20 protein-coding genes and 1 other annotated feature are annotated in these 24,162 nt (G+C 37.5%); of the genes, 14 read left to right on the forward strand and 6 right to left on the reverse strand.

Going from position 1 to position 24,162, the window contains the following annotated elements:
* Window positions 1-47: 47 nt before the first annotated feature.
* Window positions 48-1,346: a UDP-N-acetylmuramate--L-alanine ligase gene (murC, locus tag NQZ71_RS06735; RefSeq protein ID WP_127736953.1), complete on the forward strand. Its 1,299-nt coding sequence runs from the start codon at window positions 48-50 to the stop codon at window positions 1,344-1,346.
* Between the two features lie 46 nt (window positions 1,347-1,392).
* Here the strand turns inward: murC and NQZ71_RS06740 are convergent, their stop codons facing one another.
* Complete coding sequence (locus NQZ71_RS06740; protein WP_182102136.1) at window positions 1,393-2,508, reverse strand: aminopeptidase; 1,116 nt, start codon at window positions 2,506-2,508, stop codon at window positions 1,393-1,395.
* A gap of 289 nt (window positions 2,509-2,797) precedes the next feature.
* On the opposite strand from NQZ71_RS06740, the gene NQZ71_RS06745 reads away from it, so the two are divergent.
* The 3 genes from NQZ71_RS06745 to ytxJ all read left to right on the forward strand — a co-directional run bounded on the left by NQZ71_RS06745 (window position 2,798) and on the right by ytxJ (window position 4,111).
* Window positions 2,798-3,247, forward strand: a complete 450-nt coding sequence (locus NQZ71_RS06745) for a DUF948 domain-containing protein (protein WP_127736959.1) — start codon at window positions 2,798-2,800, stop codon at window positions 3,245-3,247.
* A gap of 17 nt (window positions 3,248-3,264) precedes the next feature.
* A complete protein-coding gene (locus tag NQZ71_RS06750) occupies window positions 3,265-3,723 on the forward strand; it encodes a YtxH domain-containing protein (RefSeq protein ID WP_260055568.1) in 459 nt (152 codons plus the stop codon).
* A gap of 61 nt (window positions 3,724-3,784) precedes the next feature.
* On the forward strand, window positions 3,785-4,111 hold the full coding sequence (gene ytxJ / locus NQZ71_RS06755) for a bacillithiol system redox-active protein YtxJ (protein WP_317011552.1): 327 nt from the start codon (window positions 3,785-3,787) through the stop codon (window positions 4,109-4,111).
* 43 nt (window positions 4,112-4,154) lie between these two features.
* Here the strand turns inward: ytxJ and NQZ71_RS06760 are convergent, their stop codons facing one another.
* Window positions 4,155-6,311: a pilus assembly protein PilM gene (locus NQZ71_RS06760; RefSeq protein ID WP_317011553.1), complete on the reverse strand. Its 2,157-nt coding sequence runs from the start codon at window positions 6,309-6,311 to the stop codon at window positions 4,155-4,157.
* A gap of 264 nt (window positions 6,312-6,575) precedes the next feature.
* Here NQZ71_RS06760 and NQZ71_RS06765 point away from each other — a divergent pair, with 264 nt between their 5' ends.
* The 3 genes from NQZ71_RS06765 to NQZ71_RS06775 all read left to right on the forward strand — a co-directional run bounded on the left by NQZ71_RS06765 (window position 6,576) and on the right by NQZ71_RS06775 (window position 11,192).
* Window positions 6,576-7,652 carry a bifunctional 3-deoxy-7-phosphoheptulonate synthase/chorismate mutase gene (locus NQZ71_RS06765; RefSeq protein ID WP_144458219.1) on the forward strand — a complete coding sequence of 359 codons (1,077 nt, stop codon included), beginning with the start codon at window positions 6,576-6,578 and terminating at the stop codon, window positions 7,650-7,652.
* Between the two features lie 364 nt (window positions 7,653-8,016).
* Window positions 8,017-9,015 (forward strand): catabolite control protein A, encoded by a 999-nt coding sequence (ccpA, locus tag NQZ71_RS06770; RefSeq protein ID WP_144458217.1) that lies wholly within the window; start codon window positions 8,017-8,019, stop codon window positions 9,013-9,015.
* 164 nt (window positions 9,016-9,179) lie between these two features.
* The gene (locus NQZ71_RS06775) at window positions 9,180-11,192 is read left to right on the forward strand and encodes a SpoIID/LytB domain-containing protein (protein WP_317011554.1); all 2,013 of its coding nucleotides are present in this window, start codon (window positions 9,180-9,182) and stop codon (window positions 11,190-11,192) included.
* 44 nt (window positions 11,193-11,236) lie between these two features.
* On the opposite strand, the gene NQZ71_RS06780 is transcribed toward NQZ71_RS06775, so the two are convergent.
* Window positions 11,237-14,179, reverse strand: a complete 2,943-nt coding sequence (locus NQZ71_RS06780; RefSeq protein ID WP_317011555.1) for a transglycosylase domain-containing protein — start codon at window positions 14,177-14,179, stop codon at window positions 11,237-11,239.
* Window positions 14,180-14,328: 149 nt separating this feature from the next.
* Window positions 14,329-14,550, forward strand: a binding site (T-box leader).
* A gap of 94 nt (window positions 14,551-14,644) precedes the next feature.
* Between NQZ71_RS06780 and tyrS the strand changes: the two genes are divergently transcribed.
* From tyrS to NQZ71_RS06805, 5 genes are all read left to right on the forward strand, one after another.
* Window positions 14,645-15,901, forward strand: a complete 1,257-nt coding sequence (gene tyrS / locus NQZ71_RS06785; protein ID WP_144458211.1) for a tyrosine--tRNA ligase — start codon at window positions 14,645-14,647, stop codon at window positions 15,899-15,901.
* A gap of 466 nt (window positions 15,902-16,367) precedes the next feature.
* Entirely contained in the window at window positions 16,368-16,997 is a 630-nt protein-coding gene (locus NQZ71_RS06790; RefSeq protein WP_144456638.1) for a LysE family transporter, read from the forward strand.
* Between the two features lie 114 nt (window positions 16,998-17,111).
* Window positions 17,112-17,288 carry a YozQ family protein gene (locus NQZ71_RS06795; protein ID WP_260056015.1) on the forward strand — a complete coding sequence of 59 codons (177 nt, stop codon included), beginning with the start codon at window positions 17,112-17,114 and terminating at the stop codon, window positions 17,286-17,288.
* Between the two features lie 280 nt (window positions 17,289-17,568).
* A complete protein-coding gene (locus NQZ71_RS06800; RefSeq protein ID WP_144456634.1) occupies window positions 17,569-17,748 on the forward strand; it encodes an aspartyl-phosphate phosphatase Spo0E family protein in 180 nt (59 codons plus the stop codon).
* Between the two features lie 26 nt (window positions 17,749-17,774).
* Complete coding sequence (locus NQZ71_RS06805; RefSeq protein ID WP_144456632.1) at window positions 17,775-18,053, forward strand: hypothetical protein; 279 nt, start codon at window positions 17,775-17,777, stop codon at window positions 18,051-18,053.
* A gap of 737 nt (window positions 18,054-18,790) precedes the next feature.
* On the opposite strand, the gene rpsD is transcribed toward NQZ71_RS06805, so the two are convergent.
* Complete coding sequence (gene rpsD, locus NQZ71_RS06810; RefSeq protein ID WP_127736987.1) at window positions 18,791-19,393, reverse strand: 30S ribosomal protein S4; 603 nt, start codon at window positions 19,391-19,393, stop codon at window positions 18,791-18,793.
* 539 nt (window positions 19,394-19,932) lie between these two features.
* Here rpsD and NQZ71_RS06815 point away from each other — a divergent pair.
* On the forward strand, window positions 19,933-21,813 hold the full coding sequence (locus tag NQZ71_RS06815; RefSeq protein ID WP_317011556.1) for a sensor domain-containing diguanylate cyclase: 1,881 nt from the start codon (window positions 19,933-19,935) through the stop codon (window positions 21,811-21,813).
* 70 nt (window positions 21,814-21,883) lie between these two features.
* Here the strand turns inward: NQZ71_RS06815 and NQZ71_RS06820 are convergent, their stop codons facing one another.
* Window positions 21,884-22,369 carry a GAF domain-containing protein gene (locus NQZ71_RS06820; RefSeq protein ID WP_260056017.1) on the reverse strand — a complete coding sequence of 162 codons (486 nt, stop codon included), beginning with the start codon at window positions 22,367-22,369 and terminating at the stop codon, window positions 21,884-21,886.
* 214 nt (window positions 22,370-22,583) lie between these two features.
* Between NQZ71_RS06820 and refZ the strand changes: the two genes are divergently transcribed.
* A complete protein-coding gene (gene refZ / locus NQZ71_RS06825) occupies window positions 22,584-23,207 on the forward strand; it encodes a forespore capture DNA-binding protein RefZ (RefSeq protein WP_144456626.1) in 624 nt (207 codons plus the stop codon).
* Here refZ and hisJ read toward each other — a convergent pair.
* Window positions 23,190-23,993, reverse strand: a complete 804-nt coding sequence (hisJ, locus tag NQZ71_RS06830; RefSeq protein WP_317011557.1) for a histidinol-phosphatase HisJ — start codon at window positions 23,991-23,993, stop codon at window positions 23,190-23,192. The two genes, refZ and hisJ, sit on opposite strands and share 18 nt — an antisense overlap.
* Window positions 23,994-24,162 lie beyond the last annotated feature (169 nt).

The raw sequence follows: 24,162 nt of genomic DNA on the forward strand, positions 1-24,162 counted from the left end.
TTTCATATACTGTGTAAAAGATATACGATAGTTGGAGGTTCTTTTATATGACTATTTACCACTTCGTAGGTATTAAAGGGTCAGGGATGAGTGCACTTGCACAAATCCTGCATGATATGGGTTTACAAGTTCAAGGATCGGATGTAGAAAAGAGATTTTTTACACAGGTGGCTTTAGAACAGTCAGGAATTAAAATTCTTCCTTTCTCAAAGGAAAACATTCAGCCTGGGATGAATATTATTGTGGGAAATGCTTTCCCTGATACGCATGAAGAGGTTGTGGAAGCTAATGCATTAGGTCTTCCAGTTGTCCGCTACCACCGTTTTTTAGGCGATTTTATGAAGCAGTTCACAAGCGTTGCAGTAACAGGTGCACATGGAAAAACATCAACAACAGGCTTGCTTGCGCATGTTATGAAAGGTGCAAAGCCGACAGCCTATTTAATCGGAGATGGAACAGGAAGAGGAACAGAGAATGCAGAGTACTTTGCATTTGAAGCATGTGAATACAGACGACATTTCTTATCGTACTTCCCTGATTATGCGATCATGACAAACATTGATTTTGATCATCCTGATTATTTTGCTAACGTCGATGATGTCTTTTCTGCATTCCAAGAAATGGCTTGGCAAGTAAACAAAGGAATCTTTGCTTGTGGTGATGATGAACAGCTCCAGAAAATTCAAGCAAAAGTGCCTGTAGTTTTTTATGGTTTTGATGATGAAAATGACTTCCAGGCAAGAAATGTTGTGAAGACTACAGAGGGTACAACGTTTGAAGTATATGTAAGAAATACTTACTACAATACATTCTCGATTCCGACTTTCGGAAACCATAATATCTTAAATGCATTATCTGTCATTGCCCTAAGTCATTATGAAGATTTAGATGCAAGTATTGTGCAGGAAAGACTTATGTCATTTGAGGGTGTTAAGCGCAGATTCTCTGAGAAGCGCATTGGTGAGCAAGTAATCATTGATGACTATGCGCATCATCCAACAGAGATTAAGGCGACAATTGAAGCTGCAAGACAGAAGTATCCAGACAGAGAAGTAGTGGCAGTTTTCCAACCGCATACCTTCTCAAGAACACAAACCTTCTTGAATGAATTTGCAGACAGTTTAAACCTGGCAGATTCTGCTTACTTATGTGAAATTTTCGGTTCAGCTCGTGAGAACCATGGCAAGCTGAGCATTGAAGACTTAGCAGAAAAGGTTCCAGGCAGCAAAATCATATCAGAAGAAAGTATTGAAGCATTAAAAGCGCATGAAAAGGCAGTTATCCTGTTTATGGGCGCTGGAGATGTTCAGAAGTTCCAAGATGCTTATGAAAAATCATTAGTATAAAGTAAAAAGATGCTGAGTAAATCAGCATCTTTTTTTATCTAATCTATTATTTTAGATTTTCAGGATTCAGCGCTTCCAACTCAGGTATCACAAATCTTCCGTCTTTTCTAATTAGTACGCCGTCAAAGGAAATTTCTCCTCCGCCGTAATCAGGTCTTTGAATGTTGACCATATCCCAATGGATATTAGAATGGTTGTCATTGAATGCATCATCATAGCATTGTCCTGGAGTGAAGTGGAAGCTTCCGTCGATTTTTTCATCAAACAGAATATCCTGCATTGGGTGAAGGATATATGGATTTACACCAATGGCAAATTCGCCGATAAATCTTGCTCCTTCATCCGTATCAAGAATTGCGTTCAAGCGTTCTGTATCATTGGAAGTAGCTTCAATAATTTTTCCATCCTTGAATGTCAGCTTAACCTGTTCAAAAGTAAAGCCTTGATATGGAGATGGTGTATTATAAGTAAGTGTTCCATTAACAGAATTGCGCACGGGAGCTGTATATACTTCTCCATCAGGAATGTTCATTTGTCCTGAGCATTTTATTGCAGGTATATCCTTTATAGAGAAAGTTAAATCTGTTCCAGGACCAGTGATTTTAACTTCGTCTGTTTTATTCATCAAGTCAACGAGATTGTCCATCGCTTTATCCATTTTGCCATAATCAAGGTTACATACATTAAAGTAAAAGTCCTCAAATCCGTCTGTGCTCATTTTAGCAAGCTGTGCCATTGATGGGCTTGGATAGCGAAGCACAACCCATCTAGTTTTTGGAACGCGGATTTCACGATGAACTTTCTTACCGACAGTAGCACCCTCAATTTTCATTTTTTCTGCAGGCACATCAGCATGCTCATTAATATTATCTCCTGCACGAAGTCCGATATAAGCATCCATCTGGCTCATCACATTTGCTTCAAAGCTAGCCAGCATCTCATATTGCTCCTCTTGTGCGCCTAAAAGCAATGCTCTGTTTACATCATTATCCTTTAAGGACACAAAAGGGTATCCGCCTACAGCATACGCTTCTTTTACAAGTGCTTTGACAAGCTCCTTTTGCAAACCAAAGTTTTCAATTAGGACTTTTTCACCCTTTTGCAATCTGATCGAATAATTAATTAAATTTTTAGCTAACAGCTCTATACGTGGGTCTTTCATATAATGCCTCCTGTATTTTTAAAAGATTTTGACACTTCGCCATATGTAGAAATTGTTGCATAGCACAAAAGTCTGTATGCTCAACCATTTTATTGTACCCCAAAAAATATTTTTCTTAAATAATATTGTGTAAAATTAACCAAACTATCGATGCGTTTTGACACAAAAGTTATAGGATGAATTTACCTGTTTTATTTGTTTCTGGATGTTTTTCCAACTATAATAGAAGAAAGGTTTAGGCATTAGCCAAATTGGGAAAAACAATGAAAAAGCGGAGGTGTAGCTGTAAATGATTATCATTTTATATTGTAGTGTTGCATTAATTGCCATTGCTTTCACTATTTTGGTTGTGTATGTTGCCAGAACATTGAAATCGTTACATATCACTCTTGATAGTGTCTCAAAGACATTAGTTGGTCTTGAAAGACAGCTTGATGGGGTTACAAAGGAAACGACTATCTTGCTGCATAAAACAAATGAGCTTGCTGAGGATATTCAGCAAAAATCAGAAAGCCTTAATGGTGTGGTTGATGCAGTGAAGGGCATTGGCACTTCAGTAAGAGGATTCAATGATTCTATTCAAAACATTAATCAAAATGTGGAGCAAAAGCTTGTGCACAATCAGGACAAGATTGCTCAAGTGCTTCAGTACAGCAAGATGTTCTTTAATATTAGAGATCAATGGAAAGCTAGAAGAGCAGCAGAGAACGGCATAAAGGTTAAAGTAAAAGCACATTAAACTTTTTAGGAGGGATAATGATGACAAGAGAATACGAAACAACAGTCGTTGAAAATGAAAGTTCAGGTGGAAAAGACTTTTTAATTGGTGCAATTGTAGGAGGAATTGTTGGAGCTGCAACAGCCCTATTCCTTGCTCCAAAGCCTGGTAAAGAACTGATTCAGGATCTTAATCAGCAAGCCGGTATCCTTAAGGAAAAAGGGATTGAGCTTTCTGGAACAGTGAAGGACAAAGGGACAGAATATATCAGCATTGCTAAAGATAAAACTGGCAGCTTAGGCAGCACTGTTTCCAAGCATTCAAACGATTTAATGGGCAAGGTGAAAGGCTTAGGCAAGGATGAACAGCAAACAGAAGCTGCTGTTGCCGCTGGAGCTGAAAATGATCCTTTTCAACACGAGTACGATGAGATTCAAAGAAAGCTGGAAGAAACTAAAAAAGCTTTTGATGAAACAGAAAGCAAATATAACCAATAATAATAGGACGCCCCAAATATGGGGCTGCCTTTTTATTTGATGATAAGACCGGAGGGATATTATGAAAAAGATTGAAACAGTTGAGCAGTTTGAAGAAATTTTGAGCAACAATAAGACAGCATTCATCGTAAAGCATAGCCTGACATGTCCGATAAGTGCAGCAGCATTTGACGAATACAAGCAATATGCGAATTCAAATTCAGAAGTGGATACTTATTATTTGGCTGTTCAAGATGCACGACCACTTTCTAACTATATCGCGGAAACATTTAATATAAGACATGAGTCGCCGCAAGCACTGCTGTTTTCTGATCGTTCTGTGGTGTGGAATGCATCACATGGTGGGATTACCGTTAATTCCCTTAAAGAAGCAAGCATTAAAGCATAAGAAAAAGGATGGCATATTGGATTTCTCCATATGCCATCCTTTTTTATTTTGCAGGAACCTTCCATACAATGGAGAGCTCATCCCCTTTGTTAATAGGAGTTAAAAAGGTTGCAGATTCTCCATTTTTCAAAAGCTCAAAGCTGCCTTGCTTATCCTGTGGAATGTCAATTTGCACATAAGCAAATAAATCCTGGAACAGAAATCCTTCAAATGGTTTTTGCTCAATTTGGATTTTTTCATAAGGTGGAACCTTGTCATCCAGTTTTAATGCATGCCCATTTCTTGTCACCTGGGCAAGCTGTTTAGTAAGTGTTAGCTTTTTGCCGTTAAAGGTGACAGGAAGGACTTGGTATAATAGCATCTGTCTTCTTTCCGCGAGCTCGGTCACTGTTGGAATTAATCTTTTTTCGATGAGAATTTCATCGGCGCTTTCAAAGCTGTGAGTTAATCTAGAAGGAAGTCCATTACGAAAAATCTTTCCAGAAAAAGCAGGTATTATTGTATCCTTATCGTTTATTTTAATTTGATATGGACGCAGCTCCTCCAAATAGTCGTTTAATTTCAACGTTTCAAGGAGCTCCTGAAGTGTTTTGACAGTCAAGACATTTATTTCATCGCGATCCTCAATCCAGGCTTCATGTGAAGCTGCTTTGCCATTACATAATAATTTAGGCTGGATGGTGTATTCCTTCCCATTAATACGGACAACTCTTCCACTGTCTAAATCTATTAAGCTTTTTATTTGAACTTGTGTTGGCTCTCCATCTTTCCCTTTAAAGACTTGCAGGCTTTGTCCGTTTTCGACAAGATCATCTAATGAGCAGACTTTGCCGTCCCTTTTTATCACAGGACCTTCCCCATGTGAACCTGGAATGGTTATTTTCTGTCCATTTAATGAAACGATTTTTGCCATCCCTGGCTTGCCATATAATTTGGAAAGGGATAAGCCTGAGGCAAGCAGACAGTCGCCAATTGTCAGTTTATTGACCTCAAATAGTCTGATAGGCTGTTCGTTTACATATACAGTCTTATACTGCACAGGAGATTTTTCTGCTGCAATTGCTATTCCTGCTGGTGTAACAAGCTCTGGCCCTTTAATGGAAGGGTCCTTAAAGGTAATATTGCTAATGGCATCAATTCCTCTGATTGCTACACGGTTTGCAGGCAAGTTCAGCATGTCTGCGATTTTTTGTTGGAGGGCAGGTGTTTGGCTGCCTCCGCCTACAAGCATGACAGCCTTTGGAGACTGGTGGTTATTTAACAATAAAATCTCCCTGCAAATAGCATCTGCCAGCTTATCAAGGGCAGGTGAAATTTGTTCAACAACTTCAGCCCTGCTTAACTCTGTTGAAAAGCCAAGAATATCAGTAACAGTTATTTGCTCCAGCTCTGACAGCTGTTTTTTTGCTTCCTCTGCCAGCGGGAAATCTAATAAATATTGGTCACTGATTGCTTCCGTAATTTCATCTCCAGCTACAGGTACCATTCCATATGCAATAACGGTTCCCTGATCTGTGATGGCAATATCAGATGTGCCTGCTCCAATATCGACAAGAGCGACATTCAATCTTCTCATAGATGGAGGAATTAATACGTTGATGGCAGCAATCGGCTCAAGTGTCAATGCTTCCATTTCCAAGTCCGCCCTATGCAATGCGGCAATCAATGATTCAACAACAACCTTTGGCAGAAAAGTAGCGATTATTTCAACTTTAGCAATACTGCCTTGCTGGTCAATTAAGCTTCCCATTTCTTGCTCATCAAGTGTATAACGAAGAACAGAATAGCCAACACAGTAATAAAATTGACTGTTATCCCGGCTGTTTTTCTCCGCTACAATACTTTGGGCTTGTTGTACGGCAGCAAGCTCCATATGTAAAATATCCTGATTTGTCATCATCGGCTTGCCCTCTATCTCAACAGCGTAAGCAGCCTTTTCCGTTTTTAATGCTCTGCCTGCCGCAGCAACACTTACTTTGCGAAGAGGACCGTGCGTTTCTTCCATTTTTGATTTTATTTCTTGAATGATTTTGGCTACTGCAAGCACATCATGAATTTGTCCATCAAGCATGGCTCTTTCTTTATGCTCAATGGAAAGAATGTCTGCAACATGATAATTATTATCTAGCACTTCCATAATGATGCCCACTACAGAACGAGTACCAATATCTAATGCAAATAATTTATCTTTATTTTGCAAAAAATACACCTTCTTTTGTTTAAAAATAGTATTGATTTACTAGAAATTTCATAAAAATAAAGAATAAAACACTTTAGTGCTTAAAAGCGTTTAATTAATAAAGAAAACTCGTGACATTGGAATAAAGTTGTTTTATAATTAACCCAATTAAGAGAAATGTAACATATTTTTAAGTTGGTATAAAGACTAATACACAATTGACCAAACAGGCTTTTGGTAAAGTGAAAATTGTTTGGTTTGTTGATTGAAGGGATGATGGAGAAAGTGAGCAATAAAGAATTAGAAATGCTTCGTGACAGAATTGACGAGTTAAATTTAGAAATCTTAGAAAAGATTAATGAAAGAGCTGATCTTGTTCAAAAAATAGCACAAACAAAGGTTACGCATGGAGCACATCGCTATGACCCGGTAAGGGAGCGTAAAATGCTTGATAACATTTTAGCAAAGAACGATGGGCCGTTTGATAATGCAACAATTGCTCATTTATTCAAGCAAATTTTCAAAGCAGGCTTGCAACTGCAGCAGGAAGATGACAGTAAAGCACTTCTTGTTTCCCGCAAGAAGAAACCGGAAGATACAGTTGTTGATATTAGAGGCACAAAAATCGGTGATGGTGTCCCTAAATTTGTTTTCGGTCCATGTTCAGTGGAATCATATGAACAGGTTGCTAAGGTTGCTGAGAGCGTAAAGGCAAAAGGTTTAACATTGCTTCGCGGAGGAGCATTCAAACCAAGAACTTCTCCATACGATTTCCAAGGGCTTGGTGTGGAAGGGCTAAAAATTTTAAAGCGAGTTGCAGATGAATATGATCTTCGTGTTATCAGTGAAATCGTTAGCCCGCAGCATATTGAAGAGGCGTTGGACTACATTGACGTTATTCAGATTGGCGCAAGAAACATGCAAAACTTTGAACTGCTGAAAGCAGCAGGAAGTGTGAAAAAGCCAATATTGCTAAAAAGAGGCTTAGCAGCAACAATTGAAGAATTTATTAATGCAGCAGAATATATTATTTCCCAAGGTAATGACCAAATCATACTTTGTGAGCGCGGTATCCGCACATACGAACGTGCGACAAGAAATACCCTAGACATTTCTGCAGTGCCAATTTTAAAACAAGAAACACATCTTCCTGTATTTGTTGATGTAACGCATTCAACAGGCAGAAAAGACTTGCTGCTGCCTTGTGCAAAAGCGGCCCTTGCAATTGGAGCAGACGGTGTTATGGCAGAGGTACATCCAGATCCTGCTGTAGCATTGTCAGATTCAGCACAGCAAATGGATATCCCTCAATTCGATGAGTTTTATAAATCAATTCTTGAATCACCATATGTAAGAGCATAACAAAAAAACAGATGGAATTATTCCATCTGTTTTTTTGTTTAAATGCTATTATGTATATGATTAAGCAAATATGTCCATAAAAAGAGTAGTATCGTGTATCCAGGTTATTACGGGTAATTTGCATTATAATATGTTAGAATATTTAGAAATGAAAACGCTCTGTTCGTAGAGTGATGCTTAAGTAATTAAAAAAAACGGTTTTTTTGAAAAAAAATGAAAGCTTGTCATTGCGGCATTTGCAACGTTATCGTATGATTAAATACATAATTAGACAAGATTAGCTAAAATGAAACAAAAATGTTTAGGTTCTAGCTACTTGCCGTAAAATAAATATAGAGAATGTACGTTAGAAGGAGTGTAAAACATGAATATTACAATATATGATGTCGCAAGGGAAGCCAGTGTATCCATGGCAACTGTTTCCCGTGTGGTTAACGGAAACCCGAATGTGAAACCTGCAACAAGGAAAAAAGTACTTGAGGTAATTGATCGCTTAGGATACAGACCTAATGCAGTAGCCCGCGGTTTGGCAAGCAAAAAGACAACAACTGTTGGTGTTGTTATTCCTGATATTTCAAGCACTTTTTATGCAGAGCTTGCAAGAGGAATTGAAGATATCGCTACAATGTACAAATATAACATTATCTTGAGCAACTCGGATCAAAATAAAGATAAAGAGCTTCACCTGCTAAATACAATGCTTGGAAAACAAGTGGATGGTATTGTATTCATGGGCGGTAACATTACAGAAGAGCATGTTCAGGAATTTGAAAAATCTCCTGTACCGATCGTTCTGGCTGCAAGCGTTGAATCAAGCAAAAAAATATCTTCTGTAAACATTGATTATGCACAAGCAACATATGATGCTGTGACATCTTTTGTAGAAAAAGGTCATAAAGTCATTGCACTTGTACTTGGATCATTAGAAGAGCCTATTAACAGCGATCATAAGCTTGAAGGCTATAAGCGAGGCTTGGCAGATTCAGGCATTGCTTTCAAGGAAGAGCTTGTTATTGAGGGTGACTACACATATGAGTCTGGAATGGAATCTTTCGACAAGCTGATGGAATTAGATGAAAAGCCGACAGCTATCTTTGTTGGTTCAGATGAAATGGCAATTGGTGTCATTCACAGTGCAGAGGATAAAGGCTTTAAAGTTCCTGAGGACTTTGAAATCATCAGTTCAGACAACACAAAACTAACTTTGATGGTAAGACCACAGTTGACAACAATTGTACAGCCTCTTTATGATATCGGAGCTGTTGCAATGAGATTGCTGACAAAATACATGAACAAAGAAACAGTGGAAGACGGAATTGTAGTATTGCCACATCGAATTGAAGCAAGACAATCAACAAAATAACGACAAAGATGGCTTAATAACAGCCATCTTTTTTTTGTTTTTTCAAGGCTTTTTTCCCATTAATTACACCTAGTATTTAAATCTATTGGTCTATAAAATGAATTAGTATGACAGTTATATTACAAATTTTATAGATAGATAGAATTGCTTCTAGGGGGAAACATATGAAAAAATTAATGTCAATTATGCTCATTTTTGTAATTATTCTTTCTGCAATTCCTCAGCAAATGAAGGCAGATTCCCTTCCAATAATAGAAGTGAAGCTTGTCAATTATCTTGGCAATAAATCTTCTATTACGGTTGTATTTAATGGAGATTACACCCTTACGAATGAAATTAAGGTTAGCAAAGGTACTGAGGCTGTAATGAGCATAGTTAACAGTACATTAAAGCTGGCAACAAAAAGTGGACAGGTTTTAATGGAAAACGAAACTAGTATAAATGCAACACCAGCACAAACAGATGGAAATCTTGCCATTAATGACCGTGGTTATTATGGCTCTTTTCAATTTGTAATGGAAAAAGATACGAAAACAAATAATATATATATTCGTCCAATCAATAAAGTAGATGTTGAAACATATTTAAGAGGAGTTGTTCCTCAAGAAATGCCGGCACTATGGAGCATGGAGGCACTTAAAGCACAAACAGTTGCCGCAAGAACATATGCGTTAAAGCATAAAAATGATGCCAATATGGTTGATACAATTGCGAAACAAGTATATGGCGGGATTATCGGAATTCATCCACGCAGTGATAACGCCATACAGGAAACGGCAGGAATGGTTCTTAAATATAATAATAGCCTAATAGATGCTGTGTTTTCTGCAAGCAACGGAGGTATGACAGAAGTTAACAGCAGTGTTTGGGGAGGAACAGCGTTGCCTTATTTTGCAGTTGTGGAGGATGCCTTTGATTTTAATCCTGCGACTAAGGATCAATTTCCTTGGGCTATTCAACTGAAACAGCAGCAGCTTCCAGAAACGCTTGATTTAAATGATGCTAGTACATGGTGGGTTACTCAGAAGGAAGCAGATGCAAATAATCAAGTGTTAAAAAATATGAAAACATGGCTGAAAAATGAAGGCTATATAGACGATGTTAACACAGTGAAAATTAAAAAAATCTCTAAGCTCGAGCTGAACGTATCTGCTTTATCCTCGGGAGGAAGAGTTTCAAAAGGGACTGTGAATATAGACTTTCTAGTGAAGACAAATGAAAAGGCTGTTGAAAAGAAAACACTTGTGCTTAATGACACGGCGGCATCAAGAATTCGAGCAATGGTCGGCATTGACAAAATGCCAAGCTATTTAGTGGATGTTTCTAAAGTAGAAAATGGAATCATCTATATTCAAGGAAGAGGAAACGGTCACGGTGTAGGTCTTAGCCAGTACGGTGCTAGAAACAGAGCAGATGCTGGACAAAGTTATCAACAAATTTTGCAATTCTATTTTCCAAAAGCTACTCTTATGAAGGAATATAGTGGTATAGCAAGCTCTTCACAAGAAAATACAGCTGTGAAAAAGGACACAGAAGCACCTGTTACACCTTCACAGGACAAAAAGGACACAGAAGTATCTGTTATACCTTCACAGGACAAAAAGGACACAGAAGCACCTGTTACTCCTTCGCAGGACAAAAAAGAGACAGAAGCACCTGTTAAAATCGCTATACCTGCAAAAAAAGATACAGCTGCTCCTGTTATCACAGCATTTAAAGCAAGCTCAGATTATAAGAAAAATAGTAGTAAGCTATCAATGAAAATTAATAAATCTGGAAAAATGACAATTGCCATTAAAGATTCAAAAGGGAAGATTATTTCGACACTGGCAAAAAATAAAGCAGTAAAATCCGGTGTGCTTAACTTTGACTGGAATATAAGCAAGGTGGCAAATGGCACGTATACAGCTGAAATGACAGCTGAAAATTCAGATGGATATAAGAAGACAATTAAACAAAAGGTTTTGATTCAAAAGCCTGCTAAAGAGAAAAAGGGCAGTGTTAAAGCAACAGCGCTTAATATGAGAGAAAAGGCAACAACAGCATCAAAGGTTATCACAAGACTAAAGAACAAGCAGACAGTTGTCATTGTTGCACAGCAAGGCTCATGGTATAAAGTGAAATATGGTTCGAAGACAGGATATGTATCTGCGAAGTATATCACAGTATTAAAATAAAAAAGACGTTCCGTTTTTAACGGAACGTCTTTTTGTGCTGTGGATCAAGTATTGTCGGTTTTTTCTTCTTTGTTTTCTGCACTAGAGTCTTCTTTTTTATTATCTGAATCATTGTTTTTACTAGAATCTTCTTTTTTATTATTTGAATCATTGTTTTCTTGCTTTTTTTCCTTGGAAGCTTCCGCTTTATTGTCTTCCTCTGTTTTTTTAGCAGTTGTTTTGTTCGCTTTTTTATCGTCCTCTTTTGCCTTGCTGCTTTGTTTGCTAGCTACATCAATCTTATTGGAATTGGAGGATTCTTTTCCGGCGATATCTACTGCTTTGACGACATAGGATCCGCTGCTTGCTTTAAAGGAGAGAGTGTCACTCGCCTTAATACTTGCAACCTTTTTACCGTTTTGATAAACACGGTAGCCGATAACATCTTTTTCCCCTGATTTAGACCAAGCGATGGTGCTTCCGCTATTGCTGACTTTAGGAGCAGCTGGTGCCTTGCCGTTATCCGTTATTTTATTGGACGGAACAACGACATTTTTTAATGCTGTATTATTACGGATTAAGTCACTTGGATCAGATACTTTTATACCAAACAGCTTTTCAATATAATCAGGATTTAATATGAATCCTGTTTCAGAAAATTCGCTTGGAGTGGAGTCTAATGCCATGTATTTTGTGTTGCCAATCTGCACATATTTTCCTGTAACGATGCTGTCATCTGTCTTGTTAGGTACAGAGCTTGATTTAAATAAATCTGTTGTGACAAGTCCTGCTTTTGAGCAGCCTTCAGAGGCAAGCAAACCAGAAAGCGAGCAAACAGACCTTCTTACAATCCCACCTGGCATCGTAAAGCTTTCAGACGGGTCAACAAGCTTCGAATCGACATCGTAGGCAGCATTCATTAAATCTGCCCATAAATAGTTGTTACGCATGCTGTAGCTCATTGTGCCAGAGCTTACAAGTGATTTAGGTGTATCATAGCCAGTCCAAACTCCAAAGGAGACATTCGGATTTGTCGCAACAAACCAGGAGTCTTTAAAGTCCTGTGTCGTACCGGTTTTTCCAGCCCAGTCAGAGCTGAACTTCAAGCGGCTTTTAACAGCTGTTGCTGTTCCTTGATTAATAACATCCCGCATCATATCAATAGTCAAATAAGATGTTTGCGGGCTGAATACCTTCACTTTTTCTGTTTTATGCTTATAGATGACTTTGCCGTTTTTATCGACAATTTTATCAATCATATAGGCATCAACAAAGTTTCCGCCATTTGCAAAAGTAGCAAATGCGTTTGTATTTTCCTCAACAGAAACTCCGTTTGTCAATCCACCGATAGATGTTGATCTGTTTGCATAATCACCTTCTGTCAATGTGGTGAAGCCCATTTTTTCGAGGTAATTAGCAGGCTTTTGCGGCAGAATCTGGGCATAAGCTTTAACCGCAGGAACGTTATATGATTTAGCCATAGCAACCCTTGCTGTTACAAGACCGTGAAACTGGAAGTCATAGTTATTAGGCCAGACTGTACCAGGTCTTGCAGGGTCAAGTGCAAGCGGAACATCTGGTAGGACTGTTCCGGGAGATAGTGTTCCCAATTCAATGGCAGGACCATAAACTAACAGTGGCTTCATTGTTGAGCCGTTCGGTCTAGGGCTTGTACTATGGTTTGTTGCTTCTCTGCCATAGTCTCTTCCGCCGACAAAGCTGATAATAGCACCAGATTTATTGTCAATCAGGATTGCACCTGTTTCTACAGGCTCCATAATGGTTTTCTTTTCACCGGTTTCACTGTCTGTGACAGTTTGCGGTTTATCAGGTCCATAATACGGGTATTTATCTACTACTTCTGTAAATTTATCGTAAATCTTTTTATTAATGGTGCTGTGAATCTCAAAGCCGTTTTGATGGATTTGGCGATCTGCAAGTTCTGTGTACTGATCATTAAGAACCTCATCCTCTTCTAAATCTTTCGCATTATAGCCATCTTCTTTTGCAAGCATTTCAGCAATAATTTGTGTTGCTCTATTTTCTATTTCATAGGTAACCCACGGGTATTTTTCAATTGGGCTCACAACAGGGCTCGCAAAATCCTTTGTTATATCATATGCTGCTGCTTTGTCATAATCTTCTTTTGAGATTTTGTGCTGATTGTACATTCTAGCAAGAACAGTTTTCATTCTTTCCAAGCCAGGCTCCAGATTTTCTTTGACCGTTCCATCCTGTGTGAATGGAGTATAGCCAAACGGACTTTGCGGCAGACCAGCAATAAAGGCTGATTGTGGCAATGTAAGATCCTTCGCTTCCACACCAAAAATTCCTTGTGCAGCTGCTTGAACACCGGCAATATTTCTTCCAGATGAGTTTCTGCCAAATGTCGACACATTTAAATATGCTTCCAATATCTCTTCTTTTGAGAAGAATTTTTCAAGCCTTAATGCTAGCAGAATTTCCTTTGCTTTTCTTTCAAAGGACACTTCATTCGTCAAAATCTGGTTTTTGATTAACTGCTGTGTTAAGGTGCTTCCCCCAGACTGTGTGGAGCTGTTGGAAACCTCCTGGAATAATGCTCTCATAATCGCTTTAGGAACTACACCATCATGTTTATAGAAGTTCTCATCCTCTGTCGAAACGATCGCATCTACTAAATGTGGCGAGACATCCTTGATTTTTACTTCTTCTCTTTCTAAATCTGTCGGCAGTTTTCCTAAATACACATTATCGGCAAAATACAGCTCGGACGTTTCTTCATAATTGTAGATGTCCTTTTGCATTGTCTTGTATGATCTTATTGGTTCTTCCTTTACAAGGGATGCAAAATAGCCTGCGCCGATTCCTCCAGCAAAAGCACCGCCGACAATTAATAAGATAATGAATATCAGAATAATATTCCAAGAGACTTCGTAAGTGATTCGAGCTCTTTTGACGGTTTTTTTATTGGTAAAGAAGCTTAGGAAACCATGGAGATAGTTTTTCCACTTCGGCCTTTCATTCATATGGTATCATTCCCCCTAAAATCACATACATTATAGCATAAAGCTATGGGCTATATGAGCAATGTTCGATAATTTCCAACCTTTTTCGCAAAAGCATTTGACATGCTTAGCTCTTTTATGGTAAAAATAACTCAAACTAATATTGATTCGTTATTGCGTTGAAGGGAATAAGTAGTTCTTTTATCACTATATTAAGAGAGCCATTGGCTGGTGTGAAATGGCATAAATAAAAGAATGAATACCTCCTGAAGCTTCTGTTGGGAAAGCCATAAATGGCAAGTAGCAGCAGACGGTTGTTAACCGTTATCTTTTTTAAGTGGAGAGCTTTGTCTCTCAATTAGGGTGGTACCGCGCTTATTTGCGTCCCTGCATGTATATGCAGGGGCTTTTTTATTGTTTAAAAAAGATTGAAGCTAGCAAGAATTTAGAATCAGTTGCAAAGGAATTACGAATGGAGGAATTATCGTGAATTTATTAGAAGATTTACATTGGAGAGGTATTGTTTACCAGCAGACAGATGAAGAAGGCCTACAGGACGTCTTAGCAAATACAAAAATCAGCTTATACTGTGGTGTAGACCCGACTGCAGACAGCATGCATATTGGTCATTTACTGCCGTTTTTAACATTGAGACGTTTTCAAAATGCTGGACATACACCAATCGTGCTTGTCGGCGGAGCAACAGGTTTGATTGGAGATCCTAGCGGAAAAAGCGAAGAAAGAAATCTGCAAACATTAGATGCAATCGGACATAATGTCAAATGCTTGCAAAAACAGTTAGAGAAAATCTTTGATTTCGACGGTGAAAATGGTGCAGAAATGGTTAATAACTATGACTGGGCTGGAAAGATGGATATCGTTACATTTCTAAGAGATTACGGCAAGCATATCGGCATCAATTATATGCTGGCTAAAGACACAATCTCTTCACGATTAGAAACAGGTATTTCATTCACAGAATTTACGTATACAATTCTTCAGGCACTGGACTTCTTGCATCTATACGATAACCATAACTGTAAGCTGCAAATCGGCGGAAGTGACCAATGGGGAAATATTACAACAGGTCTAGAGCTTATCCGTAAAAACAGTGCAGAAGGCGCAAAAGCATATGGACTGACAATTCCGCTTGTTACAAAAGCAGATGGAACAAAGTTCGGTAAAACAGAAAGCGGCGCGATTTGGCTTGACCCAGAAAAAACAACACCGTATGAATTCTACCAGTTCTGGATTAACACAGCAGATGCTGATGTAATCAAATACTTAAAATTCTTTACGTTCTTATCAAAAGAAACAATTGAAGCATTAGAAGCATCTATGCAAGAAGAGGCTCATTTACGAAAAGCGCAAAAAGCCCTTGGAGAAGAGATGACAAAAATGATTCACGGGGAAGCAGCATTAGAACAGGCTTTGAAAATAACAGAAGCACTTTTCAGCGGAGAAATTAAAAATCTGACTGCCTCTGAGATTAAGCAAGGCTTCAAGGATGTTCCGACATACAAGCATGAAGAGGGTGAGGCTGTACTAGTTGATCTGTTAGTAGCAGCAAACATCGTCTCATCTAAAAGACAGGCTCGCGAGGACATTACTAATGGTGCTGTGTACATTAATGGTGAGCGTAAGCAAGAGCTGGATTATGTTCTCGGAGCAGAGGACCGCATTGAAAACCAGTTTACTGTTATAAGAAGAGGAAAGAAAAAGTATTTCTTAATTCAATACTAATAGCTATAACAAGGAGACTGGGACATAAGTATGTGAACCAGCGTAAAGACCGAACTGCTAATCAACTACTGATTAGATAGTTCGGTTTTTTGTTTTTAGTTTAAATACAAAAAATTAGAAATTTTAGTGGAATGGAGCGGAGGCCACTCGACTCCTGCGGGAAATAGAGGAAAGGATGAGACCCCGCAGGCGAAGACGAGGAGGCTCATATTCCTCCCCGTGGAAAGCGAGTGGGTGCAGCGCAATGAAACGAACTAACTTTAACTCAACATTCTATTTAGACACAACCTTCATTTTTCAAATTTAGTTGAAATTCTATTATTCGTGTTTAGAAAGCTTATCTTTTGTTTTGTCCCAGCCTCTTTTTATTAGGAAAAGATGGATTATCTTTAAGGAATAAATTTTTGTCGTACAAGTCCCCTCCGCTGAATAGACTAGAAGCAAACATACATATGCGGAGGGATTTATGGTTACTTTTATTCCATATATATTATTGGGTGTTTCGTTAGCAGCACCTGTTGGTCCTGTTAATGCAGCACAATTGGACAAGGGGATTAGGAACGGCTTCTTTCATGCGTGGATTTTTGGAATTGGAGCATTAATTGCAGATGTTATTTATATGATGATGGTGTACTTTGGAATCAGCCATTTCATTAATACACCATTCATGAAAACCTTTTTGTATTTGTTCGGTTTTTTCGTACTTACCTATACGGGGATTGAAAGCTTAATTAATTCGACAAAAATTAATGTTTTAGAACGGAAAAAACAGGACAATTCGCTGTTTAAGTCCTTTTTCTCTGGCTTTTTAATGTCGATATCTAATCCATTAACAATACTGTTCTGGCTTGGTATTTATGGTTCTGTTATGGCAAAATCTGCTGAAAGCTTTTCTAATAAAAGCTTTGTTTTATGCAGCCTAGCTATTATCTCAGGGATATTATTATGGGATTTTACAATGGCGCTAATCTCAGGAATTGCGAGAAGGCTGCTTCATTCTAATATGCTTTATATTATTTCCATTTTATCATCAATCTCCATGATTGGCTTTGGACTCTATTTTGCTTTCCAGGCATATAAAGCCTTATTTTTGTAATCAATGGTAATTTTTTGTAACAGGATAATTTCCTGCATGTATTTGTCAAATCCATGCAAAATATGTGTTGTATGATAGAATACATGCCGAAAGTGGCTTTAGGAGGAAAAAGGAATGGCAAAAACAAACGGTACTCCAATTGCAGGAAAAATCTATAATTCAGATGATTATAAAAGTACAGAGAGTGTTTCAAAAGGACTCGCTGAAACACATGAACAGACATCTGACACTTATATGGAAGGTACGGTTGATGGTTTGACGGAGAATGCTGCAGACAAAGAAAAAAACTGACAAGAAAAAGCATTAATACAAAAAGAAGGCTTGAGGAGAATGAATCCAAGCCTTTTTTTTGTATGTCAAAACACATTGAATGTAGTATTAAAGAACTAAATATGAGTGTTATTCATGGTTCTTTAATACTAATTATGAAGATTTAACTAAACTTAAGGAAGAAAATTTAGTAAAATTTGTAGTATAGTGTCGATAAATGAAGAAATTTTACTCTATGATGTATCCGTTTACCCTTGTTAAAATATATATCTGTGAAAATTACTAAAGGGGTAAACTACATATGAACATTCATTTGAATGAACAAATCGAAAAACTCAGGAAAAATATGATTTCAACAGGAATGATGAAAGGCTTCACTTCTGAAGAAACCATTTTGCTTAGTAAAAGATTGGATAACTTAATGAATATACAGATGTTGTTTCAAAATGGATCAATGCATCATAGAAATCGGCAATACTGAAAATAAAAATAGAAGGAAGATGGACATTGCAAGCACTTATTAGAAATAACAGCGATAAATTGCTGACATTATATGATTTAGACAAGGATTATGTAAGAAATACTTTAAGATGGGAAAGTGATTTTAAAGTGCCTGCTAAAGGCGGAGCTATGAGAATAAAAAGTACAGAGCTCATTGAGCGACTAATAGAGGATCAGTCAAAGGATGAGATAAGGAAGCTTGTAACGATGATGAAAGCCATCAAAAAAAGAGATGCTTCTGTAAGGACATTAATAGAGACTATTGCGATAGGCTTAATAAAATAGAAATACAGAAGACCTGAGGGGGGTCTTTTTTTTTATGGAAGCGGAGCAAAGGAAAACGGTGAGAATTTGGGAATCGCTAAAACACCTTTGCTCCATATAAGACTTATAGCCAGATTCACGAGGAATAAACTTGTATTTTTTACAAACGAATTATGAATGTTTAAATTATCACTGTTATGATGCTGTTTTGTTCAGCTTTTCTTATTTTATGAGGTTAGAGGGAATATGTTTAAGAAGTCCTTGCTGTCAAAGGGTAAAGAAAGACCTTCACAAAGGTTGTGAAGGTCTTTCTTGATTCTTTGGTAGAATCACTACTTTGTATTACTAGAGTATACATTATTGCACAAACCGAACCCTGTAATCAGTTTCCGCTGACTACATTTAAATTGTATCATGGCTACTTTTATATAATAAAGTTAGACTTTTTTAACACAAATATCAGTTCCTCTTAACACAACTATACTAAAAATTTAGTTTACACGTTTTTGACTTCATACAATATACATTGTTTAGTCGGGAAAAGGTCTTTATTTTGGAGGAATTGCTGTGACAAGCAATGGAAGTATGTATGGAAGAGATTTCATAAAACGGTATTTCTCACAAGTATGACAGAATATCAGCCCCAAATAAATAATGGATAATACTGCAGTCTACAAAGCAAACTAAATAAAAAAACCCCAGAAAGCGTTGATACAACGCGGTTTCTAGGGTTTGGTAATGCTGTATTAACAAATCTATTAACGAGAGTAGAACTCAACGATAAGAGCTTCGTTAATTTCAGCTGGCAATTCAGAACGTTCTGGTAAACGAGTGAATGTACCTTCTAATTTATCAGCATCGAAAGTCAAGAAATCAGGTACGAAGTTGTTCACTTCAACTGCTTCTTTAACAATATCAAGATTACGTGATTTTTCACGCAATGTGATTGTTTGACCTGCTTTTAGACGGTATGATGGGATATCTACGCGTCCACCATCAACGATAACGTGACCGTGGTTAACAAGCTGACGTGCTTGACGACGTGTGCGAGCAAGACCTAAACGATAAACAACGTTATCAAGGCGAGATTCTAGAAGCGCCATGAAGTTTTCACCGTGTTTACCTTTCATTTTGCCAGCAATATCGAATAAATTACGGAATTGACGCTCATTTACACCATACATATGACGTAATTTTTGCTTTTCCTGTAATTGTAAACCGTATTCTGATAATTTTTTGCGTTGGTTTGGACCATGTTGTCCTGGAGCGTAAGGGCGTTTATCTAACTCTTTGCCAGTACCGCTTAAAGAAATCCCAAGACGACGAGAAAGTTTCCAACTTGGACCTGTATAACGAGCCATTGATGACTCCTCCTTCATGTTTTTATTTTGGTAAAATAAAAACAGATGCAACTAGCCTTTATGTTTATTTTGTCTTCATGTACCTTCGCCCTAGCAGCTAAGGGTTACACAATACACCATCAAAACGTGTTTTGAGGAACAAACTAAAACAAGAAAGTGATTTGCATATGCTGCAATATTTTACACAAAGAGTATTATATGATTTTACCAATGAAAAAGCAAGTATAGATTACGAAATTCTATCCTAGTAGAAATTTACCTGTTCCTAATAAGGAAAAATTTTAACTGCTGTATTCTTATTCCAGCGCCATGTGATATAATTGTTTTAATTTACTATAAGAATTGTCCGATAATTTATACGTGAAAAATCCTACTTTCGACTTAGGTGAGAATGTCTGTTTTTTATGTTGTTTGTTGCAAAAGACATGAGTCTTTTCTCCTTATCACGTTTGTTAGTTGGCTTTACAAGGTATATAAGCAATATCTTAATGATAACATGGGAAAATAGAATGAATAGTTAGATGAATAGGTGATAATAGATGGATAAGCTCGACCACCAATCAATAGTAAATCTAAAAAGTCGGTTCTTCGATCTCTTTGATATAGAAAGCAAAAGTTTTAATTATGAGTTAATTTTGCGGGAAATGCTGTATATTATTAAAAACTTCTTGAATGCCTCTGAGGTTACCTATTACAGTGCGAATGAGTGGAACGATGAATGGGCTGCAGAAGCATCAACAAATCCTTTTTCGACAGCAGCCATTCTTCCGTATACAACGGAAATGAAAAATAAGCTGTTGAGTAAGGCAGTTTCTAGAAAGCCAATCGGCATTCATACATTAGAACATTATGATTTGCTGATTCCGTTGAAAAACAAAGATGGTTTTTATAATTTTTTTGTTGTCCGATTAGATGAATCTGTGCAAGAAAGTAATCAAATCGGCACTGATTGCCTTTATAAGCTTATCAGTGAGGAATTTAGCTTTTATATAATTAAGGTCCAGGATTTACTCGAAATTGTTGCGGAAGAGAAGAGATATAAAAAGCTCTTTAAAGTTACTGAAACATTCCACTCTTCTATGGATACAGAAGGAGTATTGCGGGCAATTATCCATACATTAAAGGATATTTATCCATCTCTTGGCTATTATCTTTTGTTGTCCCATGATAATAACACGCATGGCGATTTGCCAATCAAGGATTTAGAATACGACAGTGAAAACCTTGCTGCAATGGAAGCCTATGTAACGGGAGAAATACAGTTTGAGTATGTGAAGGAAAGTAGAAATTCCATCTTGTATGCTCCTTTAAAAGGAAAGCAAGGTGTATATGGTGTTTTGCAAGTTATCGCTGAGAATTCGGTTAAATTTCCAAAAAAAGAAGTGGAATTCATTACCCTGCTGGCAAATACAGCTGGGGGTGCTTTGGAAAATGCCCAGCTTTATCAGCAATCAAAAAAGCTAGTGTCAGATTTACAGCTCATTAATGAGGCTTCCCATCGATTAAACTCGAATTTAAGGCTTACGGAAATGATGACATATATGTCAAACCGCATTTCGATTAGCTTTGAGGCAGAGGAGGTAGGCTTCATCCTGTTTTCCTCTGAGACAAACTCATTGACTGTATTAAACGGCAGCACTGATTTTTTTCGTACAAAAGCTGCTGAGACGTATATCCATTATTTTAAAGAGAAAATAAAACAAGAAAAGGATTCGTTGTTTTTAGGCGATTTCAGTATGCCTTCTGAGGAGGATGCTGTTTACAAATCGATCATGGCTGTACCGATGATGCAGACTGGTGTTTTGAAAGGTTTTGCGATTGTCATGCATCAATTGCCGTATCATTTTTCTTTTGATACCTTTAAATTGCTGCAATCTCTTATTCATCACTCTACGTTGGCCCTGACAAATTCCATGCTAAGAGAGGAATTAGAGAAGATGGTGGTTACAGACCATCTGACAAAACTCTATTCGAGAAGCTTCTTAGATGAAAAGCTGGTAAGATCGCTTGTGGAGGATGCTGAGGGCACCTTTATCTTAATTGATATTGATAATTTCAAGGCAGTGAATGATACGTATGGACATCAAGTCGGTGACGAGATTATCATTCAGGTTGCCAATATTATTATGGAAAACATTAGAGCGACAGATATAGGAGCAAGATGGGGTGGTGAGGAGCTTGCAATCTATTTGCCAAGAGTTCCTCTACAAGTCGGTGTTTTCATTGCTGAAAGGCTTGTTGAAAAAGTTCGGGAAAGCTCTGCACCACCTGTTACCATTTCCTGTGGTGTGTCTTACTGGATGAGAAATAATGAAGAAAATTATCACTCCATCTTTAAGCGGGCAGACAAAGCATTGTATATTGCGAAAGAGACTGGAAAGGATCGGGTTGTTGTCCAAGATGCCTTTCGGACTAGTTGAGAGCTTTATATTTGAAATAAATAACAAAAACACCTCGAAATATTTCGAGGTGTTTTTGTTTGTTCTAGAATTATTTTACATATTCCATCAATGCGGAAACAAAGATTTCTAGATATTTCTTATCTATTTCATCAAAGCGTGCTTTTTCAGGTGAATCAATATCAAGAACACCTAGTAATGTGCCGTCTTCCTTCACTAATGGCACAACTATTTCTGATTGTGAGGCTGCATCACATGCGATATGTCCTGGGAATTGATGAACATCCTCTACTAATACTGTCTCTATGTTTTTTGCAGATGTACCGCAAACACCTCTTCCAAAAGGAATACGCACACATGCTGGCAAACCTTGGAACGGACCAAGAACTAGCTCAGTTCCTTCTGTCAAATAAAAACCTACCCAATTTACACGGTCCAAAAATTGATTTAAAAGAGCCGCTGCATTTGATAAGTTAGCTATTGTATTTGATTCGCCTTCAAGAAGAGCCTTCAGCTGTTTAACCACCAATTCATATTGCTGTTCCCGATTGCCGTTGTAAGTTTCGACGTTAAACAAGCAAATCACCTAACTTCCTTCAATTATTGTCATTATTTTAGCAGTTTAAGAGCGAACCTATGAAAGTTTTGTCGACTTTCTTTTAAAGGATTGGCCAATATTATCAAGAAAAGTATATAGAGTCTTTTCTTTCATCGTTTTATGCTGCACAAAAATAATTATTATTCAAACATATTTTATCATGAATAGCAAGAGAAACGAGGCGATTCTTAAGATGAAAAGAAATTCAAAGGAAGCAATTGTCGAATCTGCAATTACGTTATTTAACAGGAATGGTTATTATGGGACATCCATTAGGGATATTGCCGGACATGCAAAAGTGAATATAGCTAATATCTCTTATTATTTTAATGGCAAGCATGGTTTGCTGGAGCATTGTTTTACTACTTATTTCGAAAATTATATGGAGGTATTGGAGGCAGCTAGCCACCGTGATTTTAACAGCATATCGGAAAAACTGAAGCATGTTGTCAGAGAAATTATTGAATTTCAATGGCAGAACCTACAATTGACAAGATTTGTGCTTCGGGAAGTTTCCATTGATTCTCAAGTTGTAAGAGAAATCATGTCTACTTACTATGTGAAGGAGCGTTATTATCTTTTAAGCATCTTGGAAGAAGGCATAGAAAAGAAGGAATTTGCCAAGCAGTCTGTCCAGTACAGTATGATTCAATTAAAAAGCTTTCTAACTATGCCTTTTCTCAATGCTTCTTATATCCAAGAGGTACTCCATATTTATTTAAATGAAGCATACTTTATAAAAAAATATTTAATAGAAATAAATAGATGGATTGATGAAGTGCTTTGCAGTTCATACAGCTTAACGGTTTCCAGCTAGTACATGCAACCCTTGCCCAATATCCTTTGCTTGATGGGCATCTGAACCATATACAAGTGGAATTTGTAAGCTCAACGCTTCCTCCACAGCCCACTGTGGTGGATATGTTTCCACACATAAAGGCTTATATAACCCAGCTGCATTATAATCCAACTCATACCCTGCATTTTTGACTTGGTGAAGTAACTCCCGGATTTTATTAGAAAAATTCTGAGTAGGCGGGTATTGTTTTTGGAACTTATGAACAAGTGTCATATGGCCAATTCTTGTCGGTTTGTATGGTCCTAAATCGGCAGAAATTGATTTTGAAACTGTTTGAAAATAGCATTCATAAATGCGGTCAACATTTCCATAGAGACTGACCATTTCTCCGAATAAATCTGAGCTATAGTCAAGGCAATCATACTTTTTTAAAGGGTTTTTTAAAAAATGCACACTCAAAACACTATCATCCAAGAGATGTCCCCACTTTTGTAAAAACTCTTTTGTTCCATCCTCATAACCTTCAATATAATCAATCTCAAGACCGAGGTTGATTTTCAGTTCGCTTTGAAAAAGATCCTTTACCGCTTGGACCTCATCAAAATAGGATAACAGCTGTTCTGTAGTCATACTGCTGTCCTTGGTAGGAGCAGTATCTTCAAATCCTTGCGGTAATGGTGCATGCTCTGTGAAGGTTATTTCCCCAAAACCTAAGTCTATTGCCCTTTTTATATACTCCTTTAATCCATCTTTTGTCCCATGTGGACAAAATGGAGTATGTATATGACCATCTCTTTTATACATGAGTCTCCTCCTTCATTATGCTTTTAACTCATTATACATTTCCTCGTATAAATTACGGACATCCTTTTTGTATGTATAGATAAAATTACCGCAACAATTAGCCTTGAAAGAGGGTAATATTGTCCAAATAGGTTTGTCAGAAGCAATAATGTTTGTCTTACGTACATTC

Origin of the sequence: Niallia taxi, from assembly GCF_032818155.1 — a bacterium.
Lineage (GTDB): Bacteria > Bacillota > Bacilli > Bacillales > Cytobacillaceae > Niallia > Niallia taxi_A.